Genomic DNA, 24,588 nt, shown 5'->3' with positions numbered 1-24,588 from the left:
GCTCGGGGATGATTACCAGCCGCCACAGCCGCAAATAACAATAACGAGCAGGATGAAGAGAACAAGGATCGCACCTGCAGAAGTGAAGCCGTGGTGATGTCCTCCGCGTTCAGCATCTACGAAATTTGACATTGTGAATGTCACCCCTCTTTCGCAAGATGATTATCATAGGCGTTTGGGATGCTGCTCTATTTGTTAAAGCAACTTAGCCACTTGCCACACTGTAATGTATGCCCCTGAATGATAATAGCCCTGTGCAACTACCCAGTTCGCGAAAAATGGGCGTTAGAGCCTCCGGTCCTCGCCGTATAGGAGTAGAACGGGAGCACGGAGACTGCGATCATCAGGCTGAGGAAGGCGATATAGTAAGGCGAAATATAATTGCGCAGCTGGCCGGCGAGCATGGGTCCCATAAACGCGCCAACCGAGAAGGCGACCGACAAGAACGAGAAGGTGCGGCCGTATCTGGTACCCCCGGTGCGCTCGATCAGCAGCGAGGAGAGGGCGGGGAAGATGACGCCTTTGCACATACCGACGACGAAGAGCAGGCTCATAAACGGCAAAGGGACACCGGCAGCTATTGCAAAATACGTGATCGCCAGCATGAATGCTCCCCAGAGCGAGCGGAGAAACGGCGATAGCTTGTTCAAGAACAGCATGCTGAGCGTGAGCAGCGCTCCGAGACTGACAACGGAGAATAGCAGTCCCGTCGTCATCATCGCTTCTTTGCTCGTTGCCATAAGCGGCAGCTCGAAGGAGAGAATGCCTTGCGCGCAGCTCATCGCTACTGGAAGCAGGTAGATCAACCACGGGACAGATGGCGGCTTCTCTATTTCCTTGAACGCCTTGCCGCGCATGCCGAGCTGCTGCGCATTCATATGCGCGGCAAGCGGCTGCGTGAGCGCGGCCGCTTGCGGCGTGACCGGAATATCGCGGATGAAGAACAGCGCGCAGGCAGCGGTGACGATCAGAATCCAGCCCAGCACGAAAAAAGCGGTCGTGAAGCCGATCTGGGCGACGAGATAGGCTCCGGCAGCTGGCGAGATGACGGATGCGATCGTATGCATGAGGCCGTTGCCCGCCATCAGCTTGCCTTGTTTAACCCGGTCGGAGGTGATGCGCGCGAGCAGCGACATGCAAGCCGGCGAGAGGAAGGCGAGGACGAAACCGCTAATCGAACGAAGCGTCAGCAGCTGCCAAGGGTCCGTTACGCGCGACTGCAGAAGCAGAATGCCGCCCGCGGCGGCAAGGCTGAAGACGATGAACAGCCGGCTGCCGAATCGGTCGACGCCATAGCCAGCAATGATATTGCCGGGCAAATGCGTGATGGAGTAGAGTCCCATCATGAGTCCGATGAACGATGGCGCGGCTCCGAGCGACACCGCGAACGGTGTTAGAATCGGATATTGGGCATGCAAATCAAAAAAAGCGATGAACAGAAACAGATAGAGCCAGATAGCGGTTTTCAACTAACGCTCACTCCTTCCACTTTCGCGGGAACAGGTTGTTACTACTTGTACGCAAGGGAGCCGCTTGATATGTCTAGCGCCCGTCCATAGCACTAGCAAACAGGCACCGTTTACGCTTATAGGGTCATAGGGTATAATATTTTGTAATGAAACTTTTTGACGGGTATAATGGAGGAGTGCGTGAGGATGAGCTTGGATTTCAATTATGATATGGACACGTGGATTCAATTTTTCAAGGACAAATGGCTGTTTCTCGTCATTGCGCTCGTTGTGCTGTTCATCGTCCTTCGTATTGTGAAGACGGTTGTGAAGTGGCTCATCGTCGTGGCGATTCTATCCGTTGTCGTTGTTTATAGCGGTTATTCGCTGGAGGATGTCAAGTCGATCGGCACGAAGGTCGCAGACAGCGTGAAGCAGGAAGCCATTACGGCTATGGCTGGCGAAGCGGCTGAAGCGACATTCACGACGAACGGCGACGGGACGTTCACGGTAAAGACGAAGAACCTGGAATTGACCGGCACGCCTGGAGATGGCGAAGTGAAAGTCAAGTTCCACGATACGTCGCTCGGCACATGGAAGATTGACTCTACGATTCAAAGCTTGATTGATCAAGCGAAAAAGAACGTCTAGCAAGCAGCAGCTGCTGCTTCGGGAACGAATGAGGAGGGTTCATCATGTATAGCTGGTTTCTGCCGATGCTCAAACCAGAACCAGTTGCGCTCATGGTGCTGATCATCCTGCTTGTCTCTATCATTCAAGGTATGAGAAGAGGTGCACCTCGCAGCGCGAAGCACCTTTTCTTTTTTATTTGGCAGGCGGCAACTGTCGTGCTGGCGTTAGTCATAGCAGGCAAATTAGCGACGAGACTGTCGCCAGTCATACGCGATCTGCTTGTGGAGCGGCACATTGTCGTGCCTCAGGAGGAGCTTAGCTCCGTGAAGCAGCTGTGGTATACCTTCATTACGAGCTTGCGGGATTTCGAGCTGCTGCGATTCAGCGCACTGTTTCTGCTTATTTATGCCGTCGTACGGAGCTTGCTCCAGTTCATAGAGCCGTTGTTTGAAGTGATATATGATAGACTTGTCCGCTCGGAGCAAGCAACCGATTCTCGCCAATTGTCCCGAATGCCGCAGCGCATGCGTTCAGGTACGGCAAGCCGGGCGACCGGGGCGCTGCTTGGGGCATTGCTAGGCGCGGGACGAGCCTTCCTTGTCATCGCGATTCTTTTCGTCTATGTGTCGCTGCTGCCGGGGGCGGCAGGGGTGGATTCGATCCGGGCTTCGGCGCTGTACAAGAAGACGGCGGCAGAGATATTGACCCCGGTAGCTGGCGATGTACTGAAGCAAGGTCCGGTGTTCAGCGATGCGGTGCAGGCGGAGTTCCGCAAGGTGCTGGAGCGCAAGTACGAGGTGATCGACGCAGCGGTTCCGCAGAACATTGAAGCGGCAGCTGTGAAAGTAACCATAAATGCGCACACTGATGAAGAGAAGGCGAGAGCGCTCTACGATTGGATCGGCACGCGCATCGTCTATGACTGGGATAAAGCGAATAATTATGTGAATAAAGGCATTTGGAAAGAACAGACGCCAACTGAAACTTTTGATACCCGAAAAGGCGTCTGTATAGATGTGGCCAGACTATATGCCGTAATGGCGAGGTCGATTGGGCTAGATGCGAAGGTCGTTACAGGGCTTGGCGCTACAGGAAATGGAAGCTATGGCCCGCACGCGTGGAATGAAGTGAAGCTTGCCGATGCAGGAGGCAAGTGGATTCCGCTCGATGCGACATGGGCGTCTTCCGGTGCCTGGTTCAATCCTAAGGGATTCGCTTCTTCGCATATCCAGCAAGCTTGATCGTAAGGAGAAAGGAGATTTACAGTGGTACAGCAAGACGATCCGCAGAAGCGGGAAATTACGAACCGGCGAAACTTTTCGTTCCGGCTCAATCTTTTCTTTTTCGTTACGTTTTTTGTGTTTAGCGTCCTTATCGTCCGTTTAGCTATTCTGCAGTTCGTTGAAGGCCCTTCCTTAAGGGAAGAGGAGGAGAAGCGGGGCTCGACGAACGTGCTTATTCCGCCGATCCGAGGCAATATCTATGATTCCGGCGGCAAAGCAATTGCTTACTCCACATCGACGCAATCGCTTTATTACAGCATCGAACCGGGAACGAAGAAAGAAGATTCGATTGAGACTGCAAGACAGCTGTACTACGTGTTCCAGCAAAAGGGCGAACAGAAGGCAGCCATATCTCTCGAGACAATCGTCAAGAACATGGACCTCGACTACAAGAAGAACAACGTATCGGTTCCGCGCCGTATCAAGAGCGGCCTCTCTGAGAAGGAGATCGCTTATTTCATGGAGAACCGCGACCATTACAAGGGTATCGACATCGTAGAAGAGAGCATTCGCCATTACGATTCGACCAAGACGGCTGTCCAGCTGGTCGGTTACTTGAAGAAGTTCGGCGGCGGCGCCGAGAATAATCTATACAAGGACCGCGGCAAGACCGACGATCCGCGCTTGAAATATTTGCAGACCGAGGATGTTGGCTTTGATGGTCTGGAGTATTTGTACCAAGATATCCTTCGCGGCAAGAACGGCCTTAAGACATATCCGGTGAACGCGGCTAGCCGTATCATCGGGCCGCCCGTCATTACGAAGCCGGAGAAGGGCGACAACGTCTACCTGACCATTAATCGGAACGTGCAGGAAGCGACGGAGCAGGCGATTATGGATCAGCTGCATTTCTTGCAGACCACGCCTGACCGTGATCGCCACCGGGATAATGCGAAGACCGGCTATGCCGTTGCAATGGAGGTCAAGACAGGGAAAATCATCGCGATGGCGAGTATGCCGGACTATGACCCGAACATCTGGGAAGGCGGCAAAATCAGCACGGATGACTACGATACGATCAGCAGCGTGCTGCAGAACGGTACGATCAGTCCGGTTATCGGACCGTATAAGGATCCGAAGGAGCAGCGTAAGCATCCGTCTTCCGTTGTGTTCCTAGGTTCCACGCAAAAGCCTTTGTCGATCTTGATCGGCCTCAATGAGAAGCTGTTTACGACTTCAAGCACATATACAGATACAGGCTCGTTCTTCTACGGTAAAGGCTCGTCGCGCAGACGGATCGGTAACGCGAAGGGGCATGCCTATGGAACGCTTGATCCATCATCGGCGATTTCCCATTCCTCGAACCCGTTTATGGCTAAGATGGTCGGGGATGCGCTTTATCGCAAAGACTCGAGTAACGGCGTAGATATTTGGGATAGCTACGTGAAGCAGTTCGGTCTTGGCGTCGATACGGAGAGCGGCCTGCTTAACGAGAGCAAAGGCGTTATCGGTTACTTCCATGAGCGAGAGGCAGCATCTTCGCAGTCCGCGCTCATTCTGGCCTCCTTCGGCCAGATGGGACGCTACACGACGCTGCAGCTGGCACAATATGCTGCAACGCTCGCGAGCCACGGCAAGCGGATGAAGCCGCAGTTCGTGAAGGAGATTCGTGACGCGGACGGCAAAGTAGTGCAGTCCTATCAGCCGGAAGTGCTTAATACGATCAACTTCCCGGATGAATACTGGAAAGAAATTGAGAAAGGGATGCTTAACGTAAGCATCACGGAGTTCAATAATGCGCCATACAAGGTGCTTCGCAAGACCGGTACATCGCAGCAGCAGGTAAGCGGCGCTATCGTTGAGAACTCCGTATTTATTGCATCTGCCCCAGCCGAAGACCCTGTCATTGCGGTTGCGGTTGTCATTCCTGAAGGCGGCTTCGGCGCTTACGGTGCAGCACCAGTTGCACGCAAAATCTTCGATGCGTACAACGATGAGATCGGTCTCCACGGCGTACCGGCGAAACCGAAAACACCGGCAATGCCTCCTGCGAATGGAACGGCGACGGGAACACCGACGAATGGTGCGACGACGGGAACACCGGCCAACGGTGCGGCGACGAACACGAATGCGAATGCTGGCAAGCCTCAAACGTGATTTGAAATAGTAAACGTAGGTTTAACATACATGCTGGCAGCGACCTGTGGTCGCTGCTTTTTTGTTTCGCGAACAGTATGAGGGTCTGCTTGGGCTAACGAAACGTAATGACCTTGTTCAGTCAGATTGGCCTTTAGCTAAATTTAACGAACCTCAGAAGCGTTATCGAAGCGTTGTGGTGCCAAAGGAGACAGGATTGCAATGAATAACGACTCCTCGATTCGTTAGAAATCAAGAAGGTGGCTTTTTGAAACGAATAACGATTGTGGAGTTCGTTACGAGGCGAGGCTGCGTGGGCTGACGAGGGAGGAATGCAAATCCACTCTCTCAGGAAGGGATATCGCAGAAATCGCGGCGATCAGCCAGCCTCCTCAATTCGCCTAGTTTGCGTCTCATGTCTTTCCATCCCATTCAGGAGGTCAAGTCCGCCCCGCCAAAATTTATACGCTGCCCGTCCCAATGTTGCACAGTGGAAACACTGTTGCATAACATAAACCAAGGCCAAGATAGCATGTCATCTGCTTAAGCCAAGGAGGGGATTCATATGCGACGCCATAAGAAGCATGCCGCGCTTCGCCGGCTGCTGTATGCCATTCTTTTTCTAACGGGAACATTAATTGGAGTGTAAGCAGCAAGATGGAACACAAAAAGCACAAGATTGAGTAGCGCGCATTCGCGAATCTCTCACTATAATTAGAATCGTACATGAACGTCAGTTTGGATTCTCCATGTAATGTGCTAAAATGAACGCTAGCTGGACAATGTTGTTTTTGTTTGGGAGGTCTCATGGGAACGATTAAACTGGTAGCGCTTGATATGGATGGCACGCTGCTGAACGAACGTCAGGAAATTAGCAGCGAGAACGCAATGTGGATCCGCAAAGCAATGGATGCAGGGGTCACCGTCTGCTTCGCAACAGGACGCGGCTTTCAAAGCGCGGTGCCTTACGCCGAGCAGCTGAAGCTAGACACGCCGATGATTACGGTGAATGGCGGAGAGATATGGCATCGTCCGCATGTGCTGCACAAACGTACGCTGATGTCGCCCGATATGCTTAAGCGGCTGCATGAGCTTGCGCTCTCGTATCCGGAATGCTGGTACTGGGCATACACAACGATGGATATTTACAACAAAGAGAAATGGATAGAACCCGCTTCTGATTTCGATGCGCATCACTGGCTCAAATTCGGCTATCATATCGATGACACCGAGGTGCGTGACGCAATTTTGAAGGAAACGTCTTCATGGGGCGGGCTTGAAATTACGAACTCATCTCCGTGGAATTTGGAGATGAATCCGGAGGGCGTGTCTAAAGCAACGGCAATTCGCGAGCTGTGTACGCTGCTGGATATCGACATGTCGCAGGTTGCTGCTATGGGCGACAGCTTGAATGACATTGCAATGATCCGCGAGGTAGGGCTTGGCGTTGCGATGGGCAATGCACAGGAGGAAGTGAAATCGGCTGCTGATGTCGTGACCGTGACCAATGAAGAGCACGCCGTCATGCATCTGATCAGAGACTACGTGCTGAAAGGATGAGTGCGTGAATGGAGATTGCAGGCTGGATTATCGTCGTCATCCTGTTTGTTGTAGGCATGGGAGGCGCTATTTTTCCGATATTACCGGGCGCGCTCGCCATTTATGCCGCTTTCTTCGTTTACGGCTTTTTTATTTCGTTCGAACCGTTCGGCTTCTGGTTCTGGACCATACAGACGCTGATCGTCGCGTCGTTGTTCATCGCCGATTACGCGGTGAACGCATGGGGCGTCAAGAAGTTCGGAGGCTCGCGCGCATCCATAATAGGCAGCACAATCGGTATCCTGATTGGGCCATTCGTCATTCCGGCCTTCGGATTGCTGCTTGGACCGCTCCTCGGCGCAATTATTGGCGAGCTAATTGTCGGCTCCAAGTTGGACGAGGCACTCAAGGCAGGCTTCGGCGCAGTAGTAGGCTTGTTCACCAGCATGGTAGCGAAGATAGTGCTTCAAGCTGCCATGATTATTATTTTCTTTATTTGGATTTAAACTAATTTATTGGGAGGCTGTGCAAAAATGGTAAAAGTAACAGTATGGAATGAGTTCCAGCACGAGAAGAGCAATGCGGAGGTTATCGCGGTTTATCCAAACGGTATCCACGAAGCGATCAAAGCGGGTATCGGTACGGACGGCTTCGAGGTTCGCACAGCTACGCTTGACGAGCCGGAGCATGGTTTGACTGAAGAAGTGCTTGAGAACACGGACGTTCTGATCTGGTGGGGCCACATGGCACATGACCGAGTTGAAGATGTGATTGTAGAGCGTGTACATAAGCGCGTTATGAACGGCATGGGCCTTATCGTCCTTCACTCCGGCCACTTCTCCAAAATCTTCAAGAAGCTCATGGGCACAGGCTGCGACCTGAAATGGCGTGAAGCGAACGAGAGAGAGCGGATTTGGACCGTAAACCCAGCTCACCCGATTGCAGCAGGCATTCCAGAATACTTCAACCTTGAGCGCGAAGAAATGTACGGCGAGCACTTCGACATTCCTGCGCCGGACGAGCTTGTATTCGTAAGCTGGTTCGAAGGCGGCGAAGTATTCCGCAGCGGCTGCACATGGCACCGCGGCCAAGGCAAAGTGTTCTACTTCCGCCCAGGCCACGAGACATTCCCGACTTACTACAACCCAAATGTGCTTCAAGTTATTAAGAACGGTATCCGCTGGGCAACTCCATCGGGTGTAGCAGCACCAGTTCGCGGTAACCACAAGCCGCTTGAAGAAATTAAAGCGAAGTAATTACAGCAAGGAGATTAGATAGGCATCATGGTGAAAAAGGACTCCTTGATTAAAGGTACAATCATTCTAGCAGCGGCAGCGCTGGTTGCCCGGTTCCTCGGGATCTTCCAGCGTATTCCGCTGGATTATATGACGGACAGTCACGGCGGCGGTTATTTTACCGTCGCTAATAATATTTATTTGATGCTTCTTATTGTTGCGACAGGCGGTATCCCGAGTGCGATCAGCAAAATGGTGTCCGAGCGCTATGCGCAGGGCCGTCCGGATGAAGCGAAGCGGATTTACAAAGCGGCGCTGCTGTTCGGCTCGGTAACCGGCGTGCTCATTACGGTGCTGCTGCTCGTGTTCGCTCCGTTATATGCGACGCATGTCGCAGAGAAGCCAGGCGCTGATCTTGCGGTGCGGGCAATTGCGCCGGCGCTGCTGTTCTTCCCGATCATTGCGATGATGAGAGGCTACTTCCAAGGGCGTCAGCTAATGGCGGCAGGCGGTGTCTCCCAGATCATCGAGCAGATTCTCCGCGTCATAACCGCGGTTGGACTTGCTTATATGGTGCTGGCATGGGGCTGGGGCCAGCGCTGGATTGCGGCTGCCGCAACGTTCGGCAGCGTATTCGGCAGCGTTGGAGCGTTCATCGTCATGCTGTCGTACGCGCGCAAGCTGCGCCGGCAGGATGCGCTGGACAAGTCGGCTGCGGCTCTCGAGAAATCGACGATGACCGAGAAGCGTTCCACGCTATCGTTCAAGTCGATATACAAAGAGCTGTTCAAAATATCGGTTCCGATCGTGATTACGTCGATGACGGTGCAATTTATTTATTTCTTCGATACGTCGTTCTTTATTAAGCTGACACACGGCTACTACAGTGTGCCGGATGCAGACCAGATGCTTGACTGGCTAGGCGTGAAAGCACAGGCGCTTGCCGGCATTCCGCCGATTCTGGCCATTGCGCTCAGCCAATCGATGATTCCGGTTATTTCGTCCGCGTATTCGGTTCGGAATATGAAGGAAGTCGAGCGTCAAGCCTCGCTTGTTATGCGAATCGTTGTATTTACAGGCGTGCCGGCTTCGCTGATCATGACCGTTGCGGCTACCTCGATCACCGGTCTGCTGTTTGCTAACACAGGCGGTAGTCTTGCAGTCGCGGCTCTGACGGCGGGTACGATCTTCCAAATTACGATGATGACAAGCAATACGATACTGACGAGCATGAACAAGCCGACGATGCCGATGCGACACGCGTTGATTGGTATCGCGGTGAAGGTCGTGACGAGTCTTGCGCTTGCTCCGCTATTCGGCGTGTACGGCTTGATTCTGTCATCGACGATCTGCTTCATGACGATTGCATCGCTTAACTTCCGGATGATTCGCAAGGAAATTACGCTGTCGATTCTCGGTACACGCTGGATCGGTTATGCGCTGACGATTGCGATCTCATCAGGTGCAGGCTGGGCTGTCGATTATGCTTGCCGACATTACATTACCGGCATTCCGGTCAAGCTGACCTATGCCTTGTCGTGTATCTTAACCGGCGGCGTTTCGTTCGGACTGTACGTCGCGCTGCTCATTCTGCTTCGCGTCATTACCGCTGCCGATGCGGCAAGCTTCCCAAGACCGCTTCGCAAGGCGCTGAATCCGCTTATGAGAATAGCATCGCGTCAAGCTAACTAATCTACCAAATATATCCTCTTCATGTTAGAATAGTCCTCAGGTCTAATCTATCATGGAGGGGTGTTTTTATTTTGACAACACGAAGATTTAGTACCAAATGGGTAGGAATACTGCTATTATCGCTCGTTCTTATTATTACTGCAGGCTGCCAGGCGCTTGGCGGCGTAGATTTCAATGCGATGCTGAAGCAATCGCTGAAGGTAACCTCGTTTGAGAGCAAGGAGACGATTGAATTGAAGCTGCTGCTGAAAGACGAGGCGTTAAAGCAGCTGCCGAAGGAAGATCAGGAACTGATCAATCTCATTTCTCATGTTACATTGCAGCTCGATAATGTGAGGACTTCGAAGAATGGCGACATGTCGGCGGCAGGGAAGCTGGCTCTCGGCGATAAGGAGATCGGGTTCAACCTCGCTATAGATCAGAAGCTCGTCGCTCTTAATCTCGAAGGGGCAAAGGAACCGATCATCATTCATTTGACAGAAGCCCAAGAAGAGGCGGTAGCCTCAAGTACGACAGGTGCAGCTGGTGCAACGGGTGCAGCTGCTTCAGAGAGCGTGACGGAGACAGGTATCAAGGTGATGGATTCGCTCAGCGGCTTCACGATCAATAATTTGCCGAATCCGACTCATCTCTCGGTAGATGCTGGGCAGGATAATGTTAACGGCGAGTCCGTAACCGGGATGAAGATTCATGCTGAGCTGACGGGCAGAGAGCTGTGGGATTGGATAAAGTCGTATATCGACGCATTGTTGAAGGACCAGGATGGACTGAAAGCGATGTTGACAGGCGTATATGAGGCTTTAGCTAGCCAGGCGGATGCGCTGCAATCGACGGGGGCAGAGAGCATCTTCGGTTCCTTGCCTGAAGAGGAAGACTCGGCGGAGCAAATCAAGCAAGCTGTGGACGAAATCACGCAGATGTTGACGGAAACAAGCGACGAGCTGAAGAAAGCGGAGCAAGAGAATAAGGAGCTAGTTGACGGCATCTTCAATGACGGTACATATGTGTTAGGTGATGTCTTCATCGACAGCAAGCTTGATATCCGCAAATCGGTCATCGAGGCATCGATCAAGCCGGACCTCGCTTCACTCGCAACTCGTCCTGAAACTGCAGCCGATGAAGAGGATGAGGACGTTCTCGCGGTTCAAGACGAGCTGGATGAAATGCCTTTTGAAGGGTTATGGGTCAAAATCACGACTGAGCGCTGGAACGTAAACGGTGATGTAGTACCTGTGAAGCCGACAACGACAGCTGAGTCGTTCGATGTGAACCAGCTGAACAAGATGCAGGGCTACGAAGTGCTCCGTCAATTTGAGCCGAATTCAGTGGTATATGGGCTGCTCCATAACCAGCTGCATATTAGCGAACAAACTGTATTTTTGGATATGAATTACAGTCGTCCTGCACCTATTCTGACACCGGCAGGCGTAACGCTCATTCCGCTGCGTGACGTTGCGGGCTCTCTTGGCGCAAGTGTAACGAAGGACGCAAGCGGCAAGCTGACCGTTGTTGATCCAGCGACGCACACAACGATCGTCCTGAAGACAGGCAGCAGCAATGCGGTTGTGAACGGGAAGACAGTGAAGTGGAGCTTCCCGCCGACAATCGTGAACGGGACGACGTATGTGCCTGCAAGACCATTCGTTGCTGCACTCCATGGCAGCCTGACCTGGGATAAGAGCTTCGGAGATGACACGCTCGTAATCACCCGTGAACCGGTATAAGCCAATCAATAGAGAGGAGAGTTCAATCCACGATGAATATCATAACGACAGACGAAGCCTTTCGAGAAGCAGTCTCAGGTGACGGTGTCACGATTGCGATCTTCAAGACCACCTGGTGCAAAGACTGCCATTATATCGAGCCTTTCATGCCAGAGCTCGAAGTGAATTATGCGGGTCGGATTCATTTCGTGCAAATTGACCGCGATGATTTGCCAGATCTGTGCAGCGAGCTGAACATTCTTGGCATTCCAAGCTTTATTGCCTTCAAGCAAGGCCGTGAGCTAATAAGATTCGTCAGCAAGCTTCGCAAGACAAGAGAGGAAATCGAGCAGTTTCTGGATCGCGCGATACAAGTGGGAGAAGCGCTGCCAGGCTAACCGCTTGGGACTGATGGGGAAGCCCGCAAACGGCTGCAATATAGCCGTTTGCGGGCTTTCCGCCGCTTCATGTAAGGTTCGCTTCCTGTTCACAAGTTGAACATGGTATTTGCAACATCAGTTCGTTATAATTGGAGTTGATTCTTCTCGGAAGTTAGGTGATTATGTTGAATTTTAGCCGATATCGTGCGCTTGTGATTGCAACTTGCATCGGCATGTTATGCGTTCTTCTGGCTGGCGCACTTGTGACGAAGACCGGTTCAGGAGATGGCTGCGGCACCGATTGGCCGCTTTGCAACGGAAAATTTGTACCTGCTCATACGCTTGAATCTTTAATCGAATATAGCCACCGGTTCATTACCGGCATCGTCGGCATGCTTGTGCTGGCATCATTCATTGCGACGCTGATGATGTATCGCACTAACAAAGAGCCGATCGTTTACGCCTCCGGCTCGGGCTTCTTCACGCTGTTACAAGCACTGCTCGGTGCACTGGCGGTGAAATTTCCGACTTCACCGGCTGTAATGGCGCTTCACTTTGGCTTCTCGATAATGGCGTTCACGTTTACGCTGCTGCTCGTCATGTGGACAAGAAGGCTGAAGAATGGCCAGCAGGCTAATGATAAGGCGTTGCGAGGGGTACCGGTTTCGGTGTATGCCTTCTCGCTCTCGATTCTAGTTTACAGCTATTTCGTCATTTATCTCGGAGCTTATGTTCGCCATACCGTATCATCTGGCGGATGCGTAGGCTGGCCGCTTTGCAACGGGGATTTGATCCCGACGATGGAAGGGGCGACCCGCATCGTCTTCATTCACCGCGTGGCTGCTGCCGTACTTTGGCTGCTAATCTTGCTGTTCTTGATTCATGTGAACCGCGTCTGCAAAGGCAAGCAACACGCGAATATGCGGAGCACGGCGGCTCTCGTGTTCATTCTTGTGTGCTGCCAAGTGCTGAGCGGTGCGCTGCTAACCATTACAATTCGCAACAATGACTGGTTTATTTTTACGAGCATTTTGCACAACCTAATAATATCCGGCTTGTTCGGCATCCTATGTGATTTTATGATTCGAGCTTGGAAATGGCGCGAAGGGCGGTTTAATGCATGAGTTTTACAGATTTGCGCGGATTGATCGACACGCTTCGGCGTGAAGGCGATCTGGCAGTTATAGATACTCCGGTTGATCCCTACTTGGAATTAGCCGAGATACATAGACGGGTCATCGATCAGGAGGGACCGGCACTTCTATTCACGAACGTAATTGGAAGCCCCTTCCCTGTAGTGACGAACCTGTTTGGCACGATAAGAAGGGTTGACCTTGCATTCGGACCGCGTCCGGAAGCGTTCATGAAGCAGGTCGTCGGCGCGATGGATCGCTTGCTCCCGCCGACACCGAAAGCGATTTGGGGAGAGCGTTCGCTTATCTGGGATGCGTTAAAAGTGGGCATTAAAGAAGTACCGGCGTCCTCGGCACCGGTACTTGGCGCTCTCAAAGCAGAGCGACCGCTCGAAGGACTCCCTGCAATTACGAGCTGGCAGCTTGATGGCGGACCGTTCATTACGCTCCCGCTCGTCTACACGGAGCATCCAGAGCACCGCAAGCAGCATAACCTTGGCATGTACCGGATGCAGGTTTTTGACCATTCGACGACTGGGATGCATTGGCAGATCCACAAGGGTGGCGGCTTCCATTACCATGAAGCCGAGAAGCGTAATGAGGCTCTGCCCGTATCCGTCTTCTTAGGTGGTCCTCCTGCGCTCATCGCCTCGGCGATTGCGCCTGTGCCGGAGCATCTGCCAGAGCTGCTGCTGTCTTCGTTAATAATGGGCGGCAAGCTGCCGGTTGTACAAGATCCGCGCGGCAGCCACCGGATTCCGGCGCATGCCGAATTCGTCATGAGCGGTAGAGTAGCGCCTCATGTGCGCCGTCCGGAAGGGCCGTTCGGCGATCACTATGGCTACTATTCGTGGACGCATGACTTCCCGGTCTTCGACGTTAGCCATATGTGGCACCGTAAAGATGCGATTTATCCGGCGACGATCGTGGGCAAGCCGCGACAAGAGGACTACTACCTGGGCGACTTCCTGCAGCGGTTGCTGTCGCCGGCGTTCCCGCTTGCTATGCCAGGCGTGAAAGACTTGTGGACGTACGCGGAGACAGGCTTCCATGCGCTGGCTGCTGCGGTTGTCCGTGAGAGCTACTCGCGTGAAGCGCTCGGCACTGCGTTCCGAATTCTTGGCGAAGGCCAGCTGACGCTGACAAAATATTTGATGATTACGGACCAGCCGGTTGATCTGGCGAACTTCCCGCAGCTGATGGAAACGGTGCTGGAGCGTTTCAGACCGGAAACCGATTTGTTTGTCTTTGATAAGACCTCTCATGATACACTGGATTATACAGGCGGTAAGCTGAACCATGGCAGCAAAGCCGTTATGCTTGGCGTCGGGGAGCCGGTGCGCGAGCTGCCAGCCGTCTACGACGAAGGGCTGATCGACGAAATCACAGGCATCAAGCCTTACTGCCGCGGCTGCCTAGTCGTATCCGGAGCAGCCTTCGCCGATGAGCCAGAGCTGCCGCAGCGCCTGCTTGGGCGGTTGCGCGAGAAGGGAACACGTTGGCCGCTCGTTATTTTGTCGGATGATGCCGAGATTGCCAGCGCACAGACTCCGTTCCTGTGGACAGTCTTTACCCGCTTTAATCCTGCAGATGATATCTATGCAGAGACAACGCTCAAGCGCCATCATGTCGGCTATGAGCTGCCGCTTGTCATTGATGCGCGGATGAAACCGGGCTACCCGGATGAACTAATCCCGCGTGAGGACATTGTAGAGATGGTCGACCGCAAGTGGAAGACGTATTTTCAGGCATAACCGTCTACGTCATCACGAGGACATCAGGAGGGATCGGACATGCTCAGAGCATTGTTTGGCGAACCGCCGCGCAAGTCAGAGGGAAAGCTGCTTGAAGCGATGCAGGCGATGGAACGGTATGCGGATCTGCTGAATAAACAGATTGCAGGCGGACATGACCAGGATCATAAGCTGCGCAAGTACGAGATCTATACGCTTGGACTGATTGCTTCGCTGGATGAACTGGAGCAAAGCCACTATGTTGCAGGCAAGTATGCGGCAAAGATCAAGGCGACGACGATTGAAGCCCTGTCGGCTGAGGAACGGATGGACTACAACCGATACGTCTATTTTGACAAAAATGCGTTCATTCGGCTGTTCTCCTTGCTTGATAAACTCGGTACGCTCATGAATGAATACTTGGGGCTGCAGACCGAGCGAGTGAAGCCGCATTTCTCGTATTTCACCGTGATCCGTAACATGCTGCACCGCAATCAATATCCCGAACTCTATGTGCCGCTTCAGGAGCTGAAGGAGCATAGCAAACCGGCGATGAATCGGCTTCGCAAACGGCGCAATACGGAGATCCACTTTATGAATTCCGAGATGCAGGATGATCTTCGTCAAAGCCATGATGCCTATTCTGAGCAGCATCATCTTGAGGATATCGCGCAGCAGGTCGATGACATGAACCTAATGATGGACCTCGTGCTGGACACACTTAAGCTGACCTTTCATCATGCTTATCGCCAGATGAGAAAGTGATAGGAACTTAGGGGGAAAGCCCATGGAGCTGAAAGGCAAGACTGCTTTAGTGACAGGCAGTGCGAAAGGGTTAGGCAAAATGACAGCGCAAACGCTCGCCCAGATGGGCTGCGACATTGTGCTGAACTATAAGTCGAGCGAGCAGGAGGCCTTGCAGCTCGCCGCTGAGATTGAACAGCAGCACGGCGTCAGGGCGATAGCCATCGGCGCCGATATTGCTGTGCAGAGCGACGTGAAGCAGCTTGCAGCGCAGGCGCTTGCGTGGTCGCTGACGGGCAGCATCGATATTCTGATCAACAATGCTGGACCCTTCATTCGCGAGCGGCGGCTGTTCGCCGACTATTCCGCGGATGATATTATCGGACTTGTAAACGGCAATTTACTTGGCGTTATGCTGTTGGACCACCATCTGCTGCCAGGCATGCGGAAGCAGCAGTGGGGTAGAATCATTCACTTCGGCTTCGGTCATGCCGGAGAAGGTCGGGCTTGGCCGCATCGGGCAGTCTATGCCAGCGCGAAGACGGGGCTCGTCTCATTCACGAAGACGCTCGCCGTCGAAGAAGCGGCGAGCGGCATTACGGTGCATATGGTATGTCCGGGCGACATTCGCGGCGTGAACAAAGAGCGGACGATTGCAGATGTCTCCGGCGAGCAGGATGAGGAATCGCCGCGCGGGCGGCCGGGAAGCGGCGAGGACGTTGCGCGCGTAATCTCCTTCTTGTGCTTGCCGCAGTCGGACTACTTGACTGGCAATATTGTTGACGTCACGGGCGGGTTCGACCCGATCAAGACGTCCATCAAGTCCTCTGGTACATCCCGGACGTGATAAACAACAACAAAAGAGTCTTGCCTCCAAGCTGCTTAGAAGCAACCGGATGGCAAGACTCTTATTTGTAAATAATAGAAGACTAGAATACTTGCATAACTTCTTGTACGCCTTCGACTTCCTCAAGCAGAGCACGTTCAATACCTGCTTTAAGTGTAATCGTCGAGCTTGGGCAGCTTCCGCAAGCACCAACCAAACGCAGCTTAACGATGCCGTCCTCAACATCTACGAGTTCAACGTCGCCGCCATCGCGCTGCAAGAACGGGCGAAGCTTATCCAGTACGTCGAGAACCTCGTCGTACATTGTGCTTTGTGCATTTTCACTCATTGCAATCCACTCCTTTCTCCCCTATTATAATACAAAGTGAATCAATTGAAAATGGATATCAAACAACTAGGGCTGGTGAAACAAACAAGATGTTAAAACCAATGATAGAATTTTGCGCGAGCAACATGCATCACGGCACAGACCGTCTAATGAAGAAGCTCGAAGCGAATCCAGACTACGATGTTATCGAGTACGGCTGCTTAGGCAATTGCGGTGAATGTTACATGGTACCGTTCGGGATGGTCGATGGTACGATCATCGCCGCAGAAACAGTAGATGAACTGGAACAAGAGATAATGAAAGCCATAGAGAAGCAGAAGGCAGAACGTGAAGCGCTTGATCGGCTCATTGATGATATGTAAGGCGTAAGCCGCCTAGACGGCAGGGAGCCAGCACTTCACGAAAGCACATATACGTCTTAGTTTAGCCAAAATGGCGCTTCGACATCCAGAGCACGCCGCTCTTCATGACACGCGGAATGCGGCCCATCATCGGTGTTTTGCCCATAAGGCCGAAGCCGGATTTCTTACCTAGCGAGCCGAGCACGCCTTTGAGCTTGATCTTGCCGAGCTTAGGCGTCTTGCCTGCCCAGATTGCTTGCATCACTTCAGCAACCTGTGCGCCTTGACCTTCCGCCGCTTGTGCGCTTGGAGAGAATGGCAGGGAAGCACAGTCACCGACGATGAATACTTCGTTATAATCAGGCAGCTGATGAAGCTCATTGATAATGAGACGGCCTTGATTATCCTTGGGAAGGTTCATGCGCTGCACGAGCGCTACAGGCTGAATGCCAGCGGTCCATACCGTAACATCAGACAGAATTGGCGCAGTATGGTTCAGATCGTACAGAGCGCCTTCCTCCAGCTTATGCAGCGAAACATGTCCACGCATTTCCACTTCATGCTCGATAAACCACGAAGACACAAATTCCTGCAGCTTGCCAGGGAATGCGGACAGAATGCTTGGACCGCGGTCGATGATCCGAATGTTAAGGTCCGGACGGCTTTCACGCAGCTCCGAAGCCACTTCAACGCCGCTAAGACCGCCGCCGACAATATTGATCTGGCCATACGGCTTCACATCGTTCAGCGCCAAGTAGGTTCTGCGCGAAGCAGAGAAGGTTTGAATGCTATTCGAGTACAATTCCGCGCCATCAATGCCGTGGAACTTATCCGTACAACCAAGCGCCACGACGAGCCACTCGTAATCGAGCGGGTCTTGTCCGGCCATTTGGATCTGCTTCGCATCCAAATCCACATCGGTTACTTCACCGTACATAATAATGAGCCTTGGATCGGACGGGAAGGCAACACGCAGCTCAACATCCGAGCTTGTTCCGGCAACAAGCGCATAATACTCTGTTTTTAAACCTTGATAAGGCATACGGTCAATCAGTACGACGACGGTATCGTCCGGCAATTCGCCCTCAAGCAATTTATGCGCAACAGTCAATCCTCCATAACCGCCGCCAAGAATGACAAAACGTTTCATAAGATAAATCCCAACTTTCTTTGTGCAATAAGTTCTACGCTGCTTTTGGATGATTATCCGTAGTATATGCCTAACTGACCCGGACCATCAGTGCTTGTCCGGGCCGAAGCCGTGGCAATACCTGCTTGCTATTCGTAAACTTTAACTTCGTTGTAAAATGTATCGCGCTCAACCGGAATACGGCCTGCGCCTTTAATAAGCCAGATCAAGTCCTCGCGAGTGATGCCTTCTGGCGTAAGTGCACCGGCAGCATGGCTGATCCGTTCTTTTACCATCGTGCCGTGAACGTCGGAAGCGCCCATCGTAAGCGCGACTTGCGTAAGCTGCGTGCCGATGTTGATAAAATAAGCCTTAATGTGCTTAATGTTATCGAGCATCAGGCGACTGATCGCAATGGCCTTCAAATCATCGAACGCCGAGTTGCGGCGGCGAATGCTTGCTTTTGGGCTGATCGGCTGCATGGACAGCGGGATGAATACTTGGAAGCCGTTCGTTTCATCCTGCAGCTCGCGGATTTGGAGCATATGGTCGATCCGATCTTCCTTCTTCTCAACGGAGCCGTACAGCATCGTCGTATGCGTGCGCAGACCGAGGTCATGCGCCGTGCGGTGCACTTCGAGATACTGGGAAACGTCCGCTTTGTCGACCTTCATCTTCTTGCGGTACTCGTCGGACAGAATTTCTGCGCCGCCGCCTGTGAGCGATATCAAGCCGACTTTCATCAGCTCTTGAATGACTTCGCGGTAGTTTAAGCCGCTGATGCGTGAGAAGAAGTCAATTTCTGCTGCGGTATATGCTTTAAGTGCGACTTCCGGAAAACGTTCGTGCAACGCTTTGAGCGAATCTACGTAGTACTGGAATGGTACATGCGGGTTATGTCCGCCAACGATATGGAATTCGCGCACGTCCGGATGGATGTGCTGTTCAACGTAAGCGATCATTTCTTCGCCGCTCAGCGTATATGCGCCATCTTGGCCTTGATCCTTGCGGAAATTGCAGAACGCGCAATGAGCTTCACAGACATTCGTGAAGTAGAGGCTCATATTCTCGATAAAATAAACTTTACGTCCGTTTTTCTGCAAATTCACTTCATTGGCAAGCTGCCCGATTGTGAGCAGATCGTCTGTGTGGTACAGAAACACGCCATCTTCGCGGTTTAGGCGCTCGCCTGCACGAACTTTCTCGACGATGGACTGCATTTGTTTCGCTTCTGTCGGTATTGCAATATTCATAACGGCTTCCTCCTAGTCCGCCGGGCACGTACTTGACCATGCATAAAGGGATGAGCAGCAACGCAAGCTGTTCATCCTGAAGCGATGGCCTTCGTACAACAACGAATCCGCCCGCATATGCATGGTTGGCGAAGACGTTCAGTTTGAGTCCGGTGTATGATGTGAAATAGTTTGAAAAGAATAGAAAATAAACAACATTGTGAAAAAAATTACTTGCGCCGACTCTAAAAAACCAATTGACAATGACTTAACTTATTATAAACCTCATTATGGTGAGCGGCAACTATTAAGTCATGCCAACGTATCATGACATTGGAAGGTACCGGACTTAAGTCGGTTGGCACAAAGTGAAATGACGTGGTACGCTATTCCAATAGGATAGGACTGGCTGCTGCATATGGCTGCTGCAACCAAGCAGCTGCTGTTCAGCGGAAGAAAAGAGGTTTAAGTTATGGCAAACACCCATACGTATTCGCGCAGGGAAGAAGTGGCGAACGCCATTACGCACGGACTTGGCGCGGCACTCAGCATTGCTGCGCTCGTCCTACTGATTGTTTTTGCAGCGCTAAAAGGGAATGCTGAACATGTCGTCAGCTTCACGATTTACGGTTCGATGATGCTTCTGCTATACGTCTCTTCAACACTCGTACACAGCTTTCCAGAGGGGAAAGCGAAGAAGTTTTTTGAAATTATGGATCATTCCTGCATTTATCTCTTTATCGCTGGAACGTATACGCCAATCGTGCTTCATAGGGTACAAGGCGCGGCAGGGTGGACATTATTCGGCATCGTCTGGGGGCTTGCGCTATGCGGTGTCGTGTTTAAAGCTTTCTACGCGTCCAAATTTCTGTTCACTTCTACGGTGCTATACGTCCTTATGGGCTGGATTATCGTCTTTGCTTGGGGACCGCTAAGGGAGAATCTTGCTCCGACCGGACTTCATTTACTCATTGCCGGCGGCGTGCTCTATACGGTAGGAACTATCTTCTATGTATGGCGCAGCTTTAAATATCACCATGCGGTATGGCATATGTTCGTGCTCGGAGGCTCTACGCTTCATTTCTTTGCGATCTTGCTGTACGTCTTGCCGCGCTGACGCGATGAAGGGGAAGGCATAATGCAGGTTGTTCGTGTATTGAGTCTATCTTCGAAGTGGAGTATAATTAACTTACGAATGTAAAGTGAGCTTTGATTTTGTTAAACAAGCCCAAGGAGGGATAGCATGATTACAATTAGCGATTCAGCGAATGAGAAGATAAAAGAAATGCTTGCAGCGGAGGAAGCTCCGGAGCTGTTCTTGCGCATCGGCGTGAAGGAAGGCGGCTGCAGCGGATTCTCTTATGGCATGGGCTTCGACGATGAGCTTGCCGATACAGATAAAGAGATGGCCTTTAGCGGCTTGAAGGTTGTCGTAGATAACGACAGCATCAAGTATCTGAACGGCCTCATTATCGACTACAAAGAGTCCGCCATCGGCGGAGGCTTCACCATCGAGAACCCCAATGCTAGTGCTACATGTGGCTGCGGCTCAAGCTTCCGCACAGCTACGGATGCAGGTAAGCCGGCAGCAGCTGGCGAGTGCTAATAATTGAATTAGTGGCGAGGCGATAGCCTCATACGCGAAAGCCCTGACAGCTCTGCTGTCAGGGCTTTGCTGTTTATTCGATTCCAGCTCCATTGCTGCGAAGCAGCTCGGCTACATGGTGATTGCCTTGCTTCACAGCAAGAGCCAACGCGGTTTCTCCACCCTCGATTGCTGCATTAACTTCGGCTCCATGTTCAATCAACAGGCGGATAATCTCGATGTTATCGTCATGGAAGGAAGCGCTGTGCAGACAAGTATGACCGTTGCTGTCAAAAATCGTTGTCTGCGCTTGCCGTTCCAGAAGTAACCGAATGACATCGATGCTGCGTTCCCCGGCAATTGCCGCGTGCAAAGCGGTATTCGACGGGATATAAGAAAGCTTGGAATGAGATACCGCATCAACATTCGCGCCATGCTCCAGCAAAACCTGCACAGCAGCTTTGTTTCCAAAGTGCGCTGCATATCCAAGTGGTGTCAGTCCTTGTTCATTTTCTGTATTCGCAAGCTCTGGATGCAACTCCAAAATTTCTCTTAACCGCACAGCATTACCCGACTGCGCCGCTTGAAATACATCCTCAATCTGTTGTTTGAGCTCCATTATTAGGTTAACCCCCCATCTTGAATTTGGTCATATGAAGAAGAATACGATAGAATTCATTATCTTATAGATTTCTGAATGGAGGATCGATTCTCCTGCTTTATTTTGCAGGAAATGGAAGTGGGGATAGTGTCGAATGGAGTGTCGGGGTAGACTTCGGTGCATTCAATGAAATCTACAAAGAGTATTTCAAAGAGCCTTATCCGGCGCGGACGATCTCGCCTTCTCCAATGGGATTCATGGTGCAGATCGATGCCATTGCACATATCGCTTAAATAAAAAGGGCTGCGAAGAGCACGAACGACGTACCTGCCGTTCACTCCTCGAAGCCCTTTATTCATTATTCCGCCGCAGCGATGGCACGGATTTCCGCAAGCGTTGCTTCATCCAGCGTAACATCAATGGCTGGCAATACGCCAAGAATATGGCTCGGTTTGCGCACGCCTACGATGGCGCTCGTAATTGCCGGATGCGCGAGATCGTATGCGACAGCAAGCTGAGGGAGCGTAATGTCATACCGCGCAGCGATCAGCTTCAGCTTCTCGGCTCTGTCGACATTGCTGCGCAGCCCTTCGCCCGTATGCGCCTTGTTGCGCGAGCGCCAGTCGTCCGGTCCGAATGTCGTCTCGTATGTATAGTTGCCGGATAGCAGGCCGGAAGTGAGCGGGCTGTACGCAACGACGCCAATGCCGTTTGCTTGGCAGAACGGAAGCAGCTCCTTCTCCGCGGCAGGTCTTAGAATCGAATAAGGCGGCTGCAAAGAGTCGACGTGTCTAACGGTGAGCGATTGCTGAAGCTGTTCCACGTTGTAATTGCTCACGCCGACATAGCGCACTTTGCCGTCCTGTACGAGCTTATCCATCGCACGCATCGTCTCTTCAGCTGGTAGTTCCGCATCCGGCCAATGCATCTGGTATAGGTCGATGTAATCGGTGCCGAGCCGTTTAAGGGATGCTTCCGCTTCGCGAAGGACGGATTCATAAGCGCCGGTACGTGTAATGGCGCCATTCTCATCCCACACGAGACCGCATTTGGTCGCGATGATGACACGGTCCCGGTCTTTGCTCAGCGCTTTGCCGAGCACTTCCTCTGAATGGCCGAGCCCATAAACAGCTGCCGTATCATAGAAGGTAATTCCTGCATCGAGTGCGGCGCGCACGCTCTCCGCCGACATGTCATCGTCTTGGCCGCCCCAGGCGCTCGCCCAGCCTGCACCGCCGATTGCCCAAGAACCGAAGCCGATCACGGAGATTTCAGGGCCGTTCTTACCTAATTTGCGGTATTTCATCGTAAGTATCACTCCTTATCCATTTTACGGACTGGCATTTCCTATTCATTATAATCAGGATGTGGCAGTGTAAACAACTTTGGTATACTATGGAGAAAATGCGAGATTCACAAAAGCAGCAATCAACAATAGAGAGGGTCGTCGATATGCTTCAGAGAGCAGCCGCAGCATTGCATGCTAGAATCAAGGAAAGCGGTGCAGAAGCGCCTTCTGTTCCGGTCATTGTCTATGCGCTCGAAATTGTGTTCAATACGGTTGCCATCGCGATGCTTGTTTTGCTGGTAGGGCTTGCGACAGGCGAGCTGCTTCGAACTGCCGAGCTGCTCATTCTATTCGCCGTTGTCCGGTTTATCTCTGGCGGTTATCACCTGCCCTCTAACTTATACTGCATAATCGTATCAACGATCGTGCTGGCAACGCTGCCGCATATCAACTTGCCTGATGCAGTCATGCTCGGCCTCACTTGCGCATCTCTGCTCATGATGATCATCTTTGCCCCGGCCAATTACGATACTTATGCGCGCATTGCACCCAAGTATTATCCACTAATGAAGCTGCTTGCCTGCCTCATCGTCGCGGCTAACTTGCTGCTACAATCGGACATGCTTGCGCTTGCTTTTGCCGTCCAAGCGATACTGCTGCCATTCAAGAACAAATCCGCATCGGCGGCTTAACTTCATACGATAAGAATGCTAGAACCTTGCTGGATGGATGAGAGAGACGCATCTGTCAGCAAGGCTTTTTTGTGCTGCAAATCTGCTTATTGCCCGGGCAATAGCGGTTCTATCGTTCTATCGTTCTATCAGCCTATTAAATCAGGCGACTTGACCCTTACAATCATCCAAGAGACTCCTGTCTTTGAGGCATATGCTGTCTCATATAACGGTACGAAAGTGAGGCTTGGCGCATGGGCGATGATCAAGGAAGGCAGTTGGCCAGCAAATGGGCGAAGACGGAGGCGCTGCTGTCCCACTCGGGTATTGCTCCGCATATCCCGCCAACACGGATGTTTACGAAAGCGAATTTGAGCAGTATGCTGCAGGCGCATGGGATGGTTGTGGTGAAGCCAGTGCGCGGAGCAGGCGGTCACGGTGTCATTAAAGTAACGCGAGACAATGGGAGCTACGCGTATACGTATTACTCCAAGACGAACCGCTTCGGGAGCTTCGATGCAATGTACCAATCGCTGAATGGCAAGAAAGGGGCACGCCGCTATTTAATTCAAAAAGGAATTCGGCTCGCAACCATCGGCGGCAGACCAATCGACTATAGGGTGAAATATGTCAAACAAGCGGACGGACATTGGGCGATTACGGCAATTGTCGGCAGGCTGGCGAAACCTGGCTTATTCGTGACGAATATTTGCCGCGGGGGCACGCTCCTGAGCGGATCAGAGGGGATTCGCAGATCGTTCTCAAGCAGTAGCGTCGTGCCGAAGAAACGGCTCATGCGCCAGCTGACACAAATGTCGACAAGCGTGCTGGAAGGGCGGTTTCCGGGTATTGGACAGCTCGGTTTTGACTTCGGAATTGATCGGAGCGGGAAGATTTGGATCTTCGAAGTGAACACAAGGCCACAATAATTGAATCACTGATTTGATAGTTTAAGTTAATAGATTAA

The 24,588-nt window shown here is 52.1% G+C and carries 25 protein-coding genes; 18 read left to right on the top strand and 7 right to left on the bottom strand.

The features are described from left to right. Nucleotides 1-12 precede the first annotated feature (12 nt). Both AC0LWF_RS06290 and AC0LWF_RS06285 read right to left on the bottom strand, forming a co-directional pair. Nucleotides 13-132 carry a YjcZ family sporulation protein gene (locus AC0LWF_RS06290; protein WP_474650704.1) on the bottom strand — a complete coding sequence of 40 codons (120 nt, stop codon included), beginning with the start codon at nucleotides 130-132 and terminating at the stop codon, nucleotides 13-15. A gap of 128 nt (nucleotides 133-260) precedes the next feature. Further along, the gene (locus tag AC0LWF_RS06285; protein ID WP_474650703.1) at nucleotides 261-1,469 is read right to left on the bottom strand and encodes an MFS transporter; all 1,209 of its coding nucleotides are present in this window, start codon (nucleotides 1,467-1,469) and stop codon (nucleotides 261-263) included. 186 nt (nucleotides 1,470-1,655) lie between these two features. Between AC0LWF_RS06285 and AC0LWF_RS06280 the strand changes: the two genes are divergently transcribed. From AC0LWF_RS06280 to AC0LWF_RS06220, 13 genes are all read left to right on the top strand, one after another. Further along, on the top strand, nucleotides 1,656-2,099 hold the full coding sequence (locus AC0LWF_RS06280) for a hypothetical protein (protein ID WP_474650702.1): 444 nt from the start codon (nucleotides 1,656-1,658) through the stop codon (nucleotides 2,097-2,099). 44 nt (nucleotides 2,100-2,143) lie between these two features. After that, entirely contained in the window at nucleotides 2,144-3,322 is a 1,179-nt protein-coding gene (locus tag AC0LWF_RS06275; protein ID WP_474650701.1) for a transglutaminase domain-containing protein, read from the top strand. A 24-nt stretch (nucleotides 3,323-3,346) separates the two neighbouring features. Next, nucleotides 3,347-5,461, top strand: coding sequence for a peptidoglycan D,D-transpeptidase FtsI family protein (locus tag AC0LWF_RS06270; protein ID WP_474650700.1), 2,115 nt, complete (start codon nucleotides 3,347-3,349; stop codon nucleotides 5,459-5,461). Between the two features lie 786 nt (nucleotides 5,462-6,247). Continuing rightward, nucleotides 6,248-7,000, top strand: coding sequence for a Cof-type HAD-IIB family hydrolase (locus tag AC0LWF_RS06265; protein ID WP_474650699.1), 753 nt, complete (start codon nucleotides 6,248-6,250; stop codon nucleotides 6,998-7,000). Between the two features lie 8 nt (nucleotides 7,001-7,008). Continuing rightward, nucleotides 7,009-7,485, top strand: a complete 477-nt coding sequence (locus AC0LWF_RS06260; protein WP_474650698.1) for a DUF456 domain-containing protein — start codon at nucleotides 7,009-7,011, stop codon at nucleotides 7,483-7,485. Between the two features lie 27 nt (nucleotides 7,486-7,512). Continuing rightward, complete coding sequence (locus AC0LWF_RS06255; RefSeq protein WP_474650697.1) at nucleotides 7,513-8,235, top strand: ThuA domain-containing protein; 723 nt, start codon at nucleotides 7,513-7,515, stop codon at nucleotides 8,233-8,235. Between the two features lie 27 nt (nucleotides 8,236-8,262). Next, the gene (locus AC0LWF_RS06250) at nucleotides 8,263-9,906 is read left to right on the top strand and encodes a putative polysaccharide biosynthesis protein (protein WP_474650696.1); all 1,644 of its coding nucleotides are present in this window, start codon (nucleotides 8,263-8,265) and stop codon (nucleotides 9,904-9,906) included. Nucleotides 9,907-9,977: 71 nt separating this feature from the next. Further along, a complete protein-coding gene (locus AC0LWF_RS06245; protein ID WP_474650695.1) occupies nucleotides 9,978-11,630 on the top strand; it encodes a copper amine oxidase N-terminal domain-containing protein in 1,653 nt (550 codons plus the stop codon). Between the two features lie 32 nt (nucleotides 11,631-11,662). Further along, nucleotides 11,663-12,007, top strand: coding sequence for a thioredoxin family protein (locus tag AC0LWF_RS06240; protein ID WP_474650694.1), 345 nt, complete (start codon nucleotides 11,663-11,665; stop codon nucleotides 12,005-12,007). 164 nt (nucleotides 12,008-12,171) lie between these two features. Then, nucleotides 12,172-13,113 carry a COX15/CtaA family protein gene (locus tag AC0LWF_RS06235; RefSeq protein ID WP_474650693.1) on the top strand — a complete coding sequence of 314 codons (942 nt, stop codon included), beginning with the start codon at nucleotides 12,172-12,174 and terminating at the stop codon, nucleotides 13,111-13,113. Next, entirely contained in the window at nucleotides 13,110-14,876 is a 1,767-nt protein-coding gene (locus AC0LWF_RS06230; protein ID WP_474650692.1) for a UbiD family decarboxylase, read from the top strand. Before AC0LWF_RS06235 ends, AC0LWF_RS06230 begins: the two co-directional genes overlap by 4 nt. A 39-nt stretch (nucleotides 14,877-14,915) precedes the next feature. Next, nucleotides 14,916-15,620 carry a Cthe_2314 family HEPN domain-containing protein gene (locus AC0LWF_RS06225; protein ID WP_474650691.1) on the top strand — a complete coding sequence of 235 codons (705 nt, stop codon included), beginning with the start codon at nucleotides 14,916-14,918 and terminating at the stop codon, nucleotides 15,618-15,620. A gap of 28 nt (nucleotides 15,621-15,648) precedes the next feature. Beyond that, complete coding sequence (locus AC0LWF_RS06220; RefSeq protein ID WP_474651208.1) at nucleotides 15,649-16,446, top strand: SDR family oxidoreductase; 798 nt, start codon at nucleotides 15,649-15,651, stop codon at nucleotides 16,444-16,446. 82 nt (nucleotides 16,447-16,528) lie between these two features. On the opposite strand, the gene AC0LWF_RS06215 is transcribed toward AC0LWF_RS06220, so the two are convergent. Then, the gene (locus tag AC0LWF_RS06215) at nucleotides 16,529-16,774 is read right to left on the bottom strand and encodes a NifU family protein (protein WP_090578360.1); all 246 of its coding nucleotides are present in this window, start codon (nucleotides 16,772-16,774) and stop codon (nucleotides 16,529-16,531) included. A gap of 89 nt (nucleotides 16,775-16,863) precedes the next feature. On the opposite strand from AC0LWF_RS06215, the gene AC0LWF_RS06210 reads away from it, so the two are divergent. Continuing rightward, nucleotides 16,864-17,136, top strand: coding sequence for a YuzB family protein (locus AC0LWF_RS06210; RefSeq protein ID WP_474650690.1), 273 nt, complete (start codon nucleotides 16,864-16,866; stop codon nucleotides 17,134-17,136). A 61-nt stretch (nucleotides 17,137-17,197) separates the two neighbouring features. On the opposite strand, the gene AC0LWF_RS06205 is transcribed toward AC0LWF_RS06210, so the two are convergent. After that, nucleotides 17,198-18,265: an NAD(P)/FAD-dependent oxidoreductase gene (locus AC0LWF_RS06205; RefSeq protein WP_474650689.1), complete on the bottom strand. Its 1,068-nt coding sequence runs from the start codon at nucleotides 18,263-18,265 to the stop codon at nucleotides 17,198-17,200. A 128-nt stretch (nucleotides 18,266-18,393) separates the two neighbouring features. Continuing rightward, the gene (gene mqnE, locus AC0LWF_RS06200; RefSeq protein WP_474650688.1) at nucleotides 18,394-19,497 is read right to left on the bottom strand and encodes an aminofutalosine synthase MqnE; all 1,104 of its coding nucleotides are present in this window, start codon (nucleotides 19,495-19,497) and stop codon (nucleotides 18,394-18,396) included. 451 nt (nucleotides 19,498-19,948) lie between these two features. On the opposite strand from mqnE, the gene trhA reads away from it, so the two are divergent. Continuing rightward, nucleotides 19,949-20,593 (top strand): PAQR family membrane homeostasis protein TrhA, encoded by a 645-nt coding sequence (gene trhA, locus AC0LWF_RS06195; protein WP_474650687.1) that lies wholly within the window; start codon nucleotides 19,949-19,951, stop codon nucleotides 20,591-20,593. 126 nt (nucleotides 20,594-20,719) lie between these two features. Beyond that, nucleotides 20,720-21,082: a HesB/IscA family protein gene (locus AC0LWF_RS06190; protein WP_474650686.1), complete on the top strand. Its 363-nt coding sequence runs from the start codon at nucleotides 20,720-20,722 to the stop codon at nucleotides 21,080-21,082. 73 nt (nucleotides 21,083-21,155) lie between these two features. Here AC0LWF_RS06190 and AC0LWF_RS06185 read toward each other — a convergent pair whose 3' ends face one another. Further along, a complete protein-coding gene (locus AC0LWF_RS06185) occupies nucleotides 21,156-21,680 on the bottom strand; it encodes an ankyrin repeat domain-containing protein (RefSeq protein ID WP_474650685.1) in 525 nt (174 codons plus the stop codon). 340 nt (nucleotides 21,681-22,020) lie between these two features. After that, nucleotides 22,021-22,968 (bottom strand): aldo/keto reductase, encoded by a 948-nt coding sequence (locus tag AC0LWF_RS06180; protein WP_474650684.1) that lies wholly within the window; start codon nucleotides 22,966-22,968, stop codon nucleotides 22,021-22,023. Between the two features lie 146 nt (nucleotides 22,969-23,114). On the opposite strand from AC0LWF_RS06180, the gene AC0LWF_RS06175 reads away from it, so the two are divergent. Both AC0LWF_RS06175 and AC0LWF_RS06170 read left to right on the top strand, forming a co-directional pair. Beyond that, nucleotides 23,115-23,642 carry an accessory gene regulator B family protein gene (locus AC0LWF_RS06175; RefSeq protein WP_474650683.1) on the top strand — a complete coding sequence of 176 codons (528 nt, stop codon included), beginning with the start codon at nucleotides 23,115-23,117 and terminating at the stop codon, nucleotides 23,640-23,642. A gap of 233 nt (nucleotides 23,643-23,875) precedes the next feature. Then, nucleotides 23,876-24,550, top strand: a complete 675-nt coding sequence (locus AC0LWF_RS06170; protein ID WP_474650682.1) for a YheC/YheD family protein — start codon at nucleotides 23,876-23,878, stop codon at nucleotides 24,548-24,550. Nucleotides 24,551-24,588: the final 38 nt, after the last annotated feature.

It is taken from the genome of Paenibacillus sp. sgz302114, from assembly GCF_056120345.1.
This window is presented reverse-complemented; position numbering and strand designations above follow the sequence as displayed.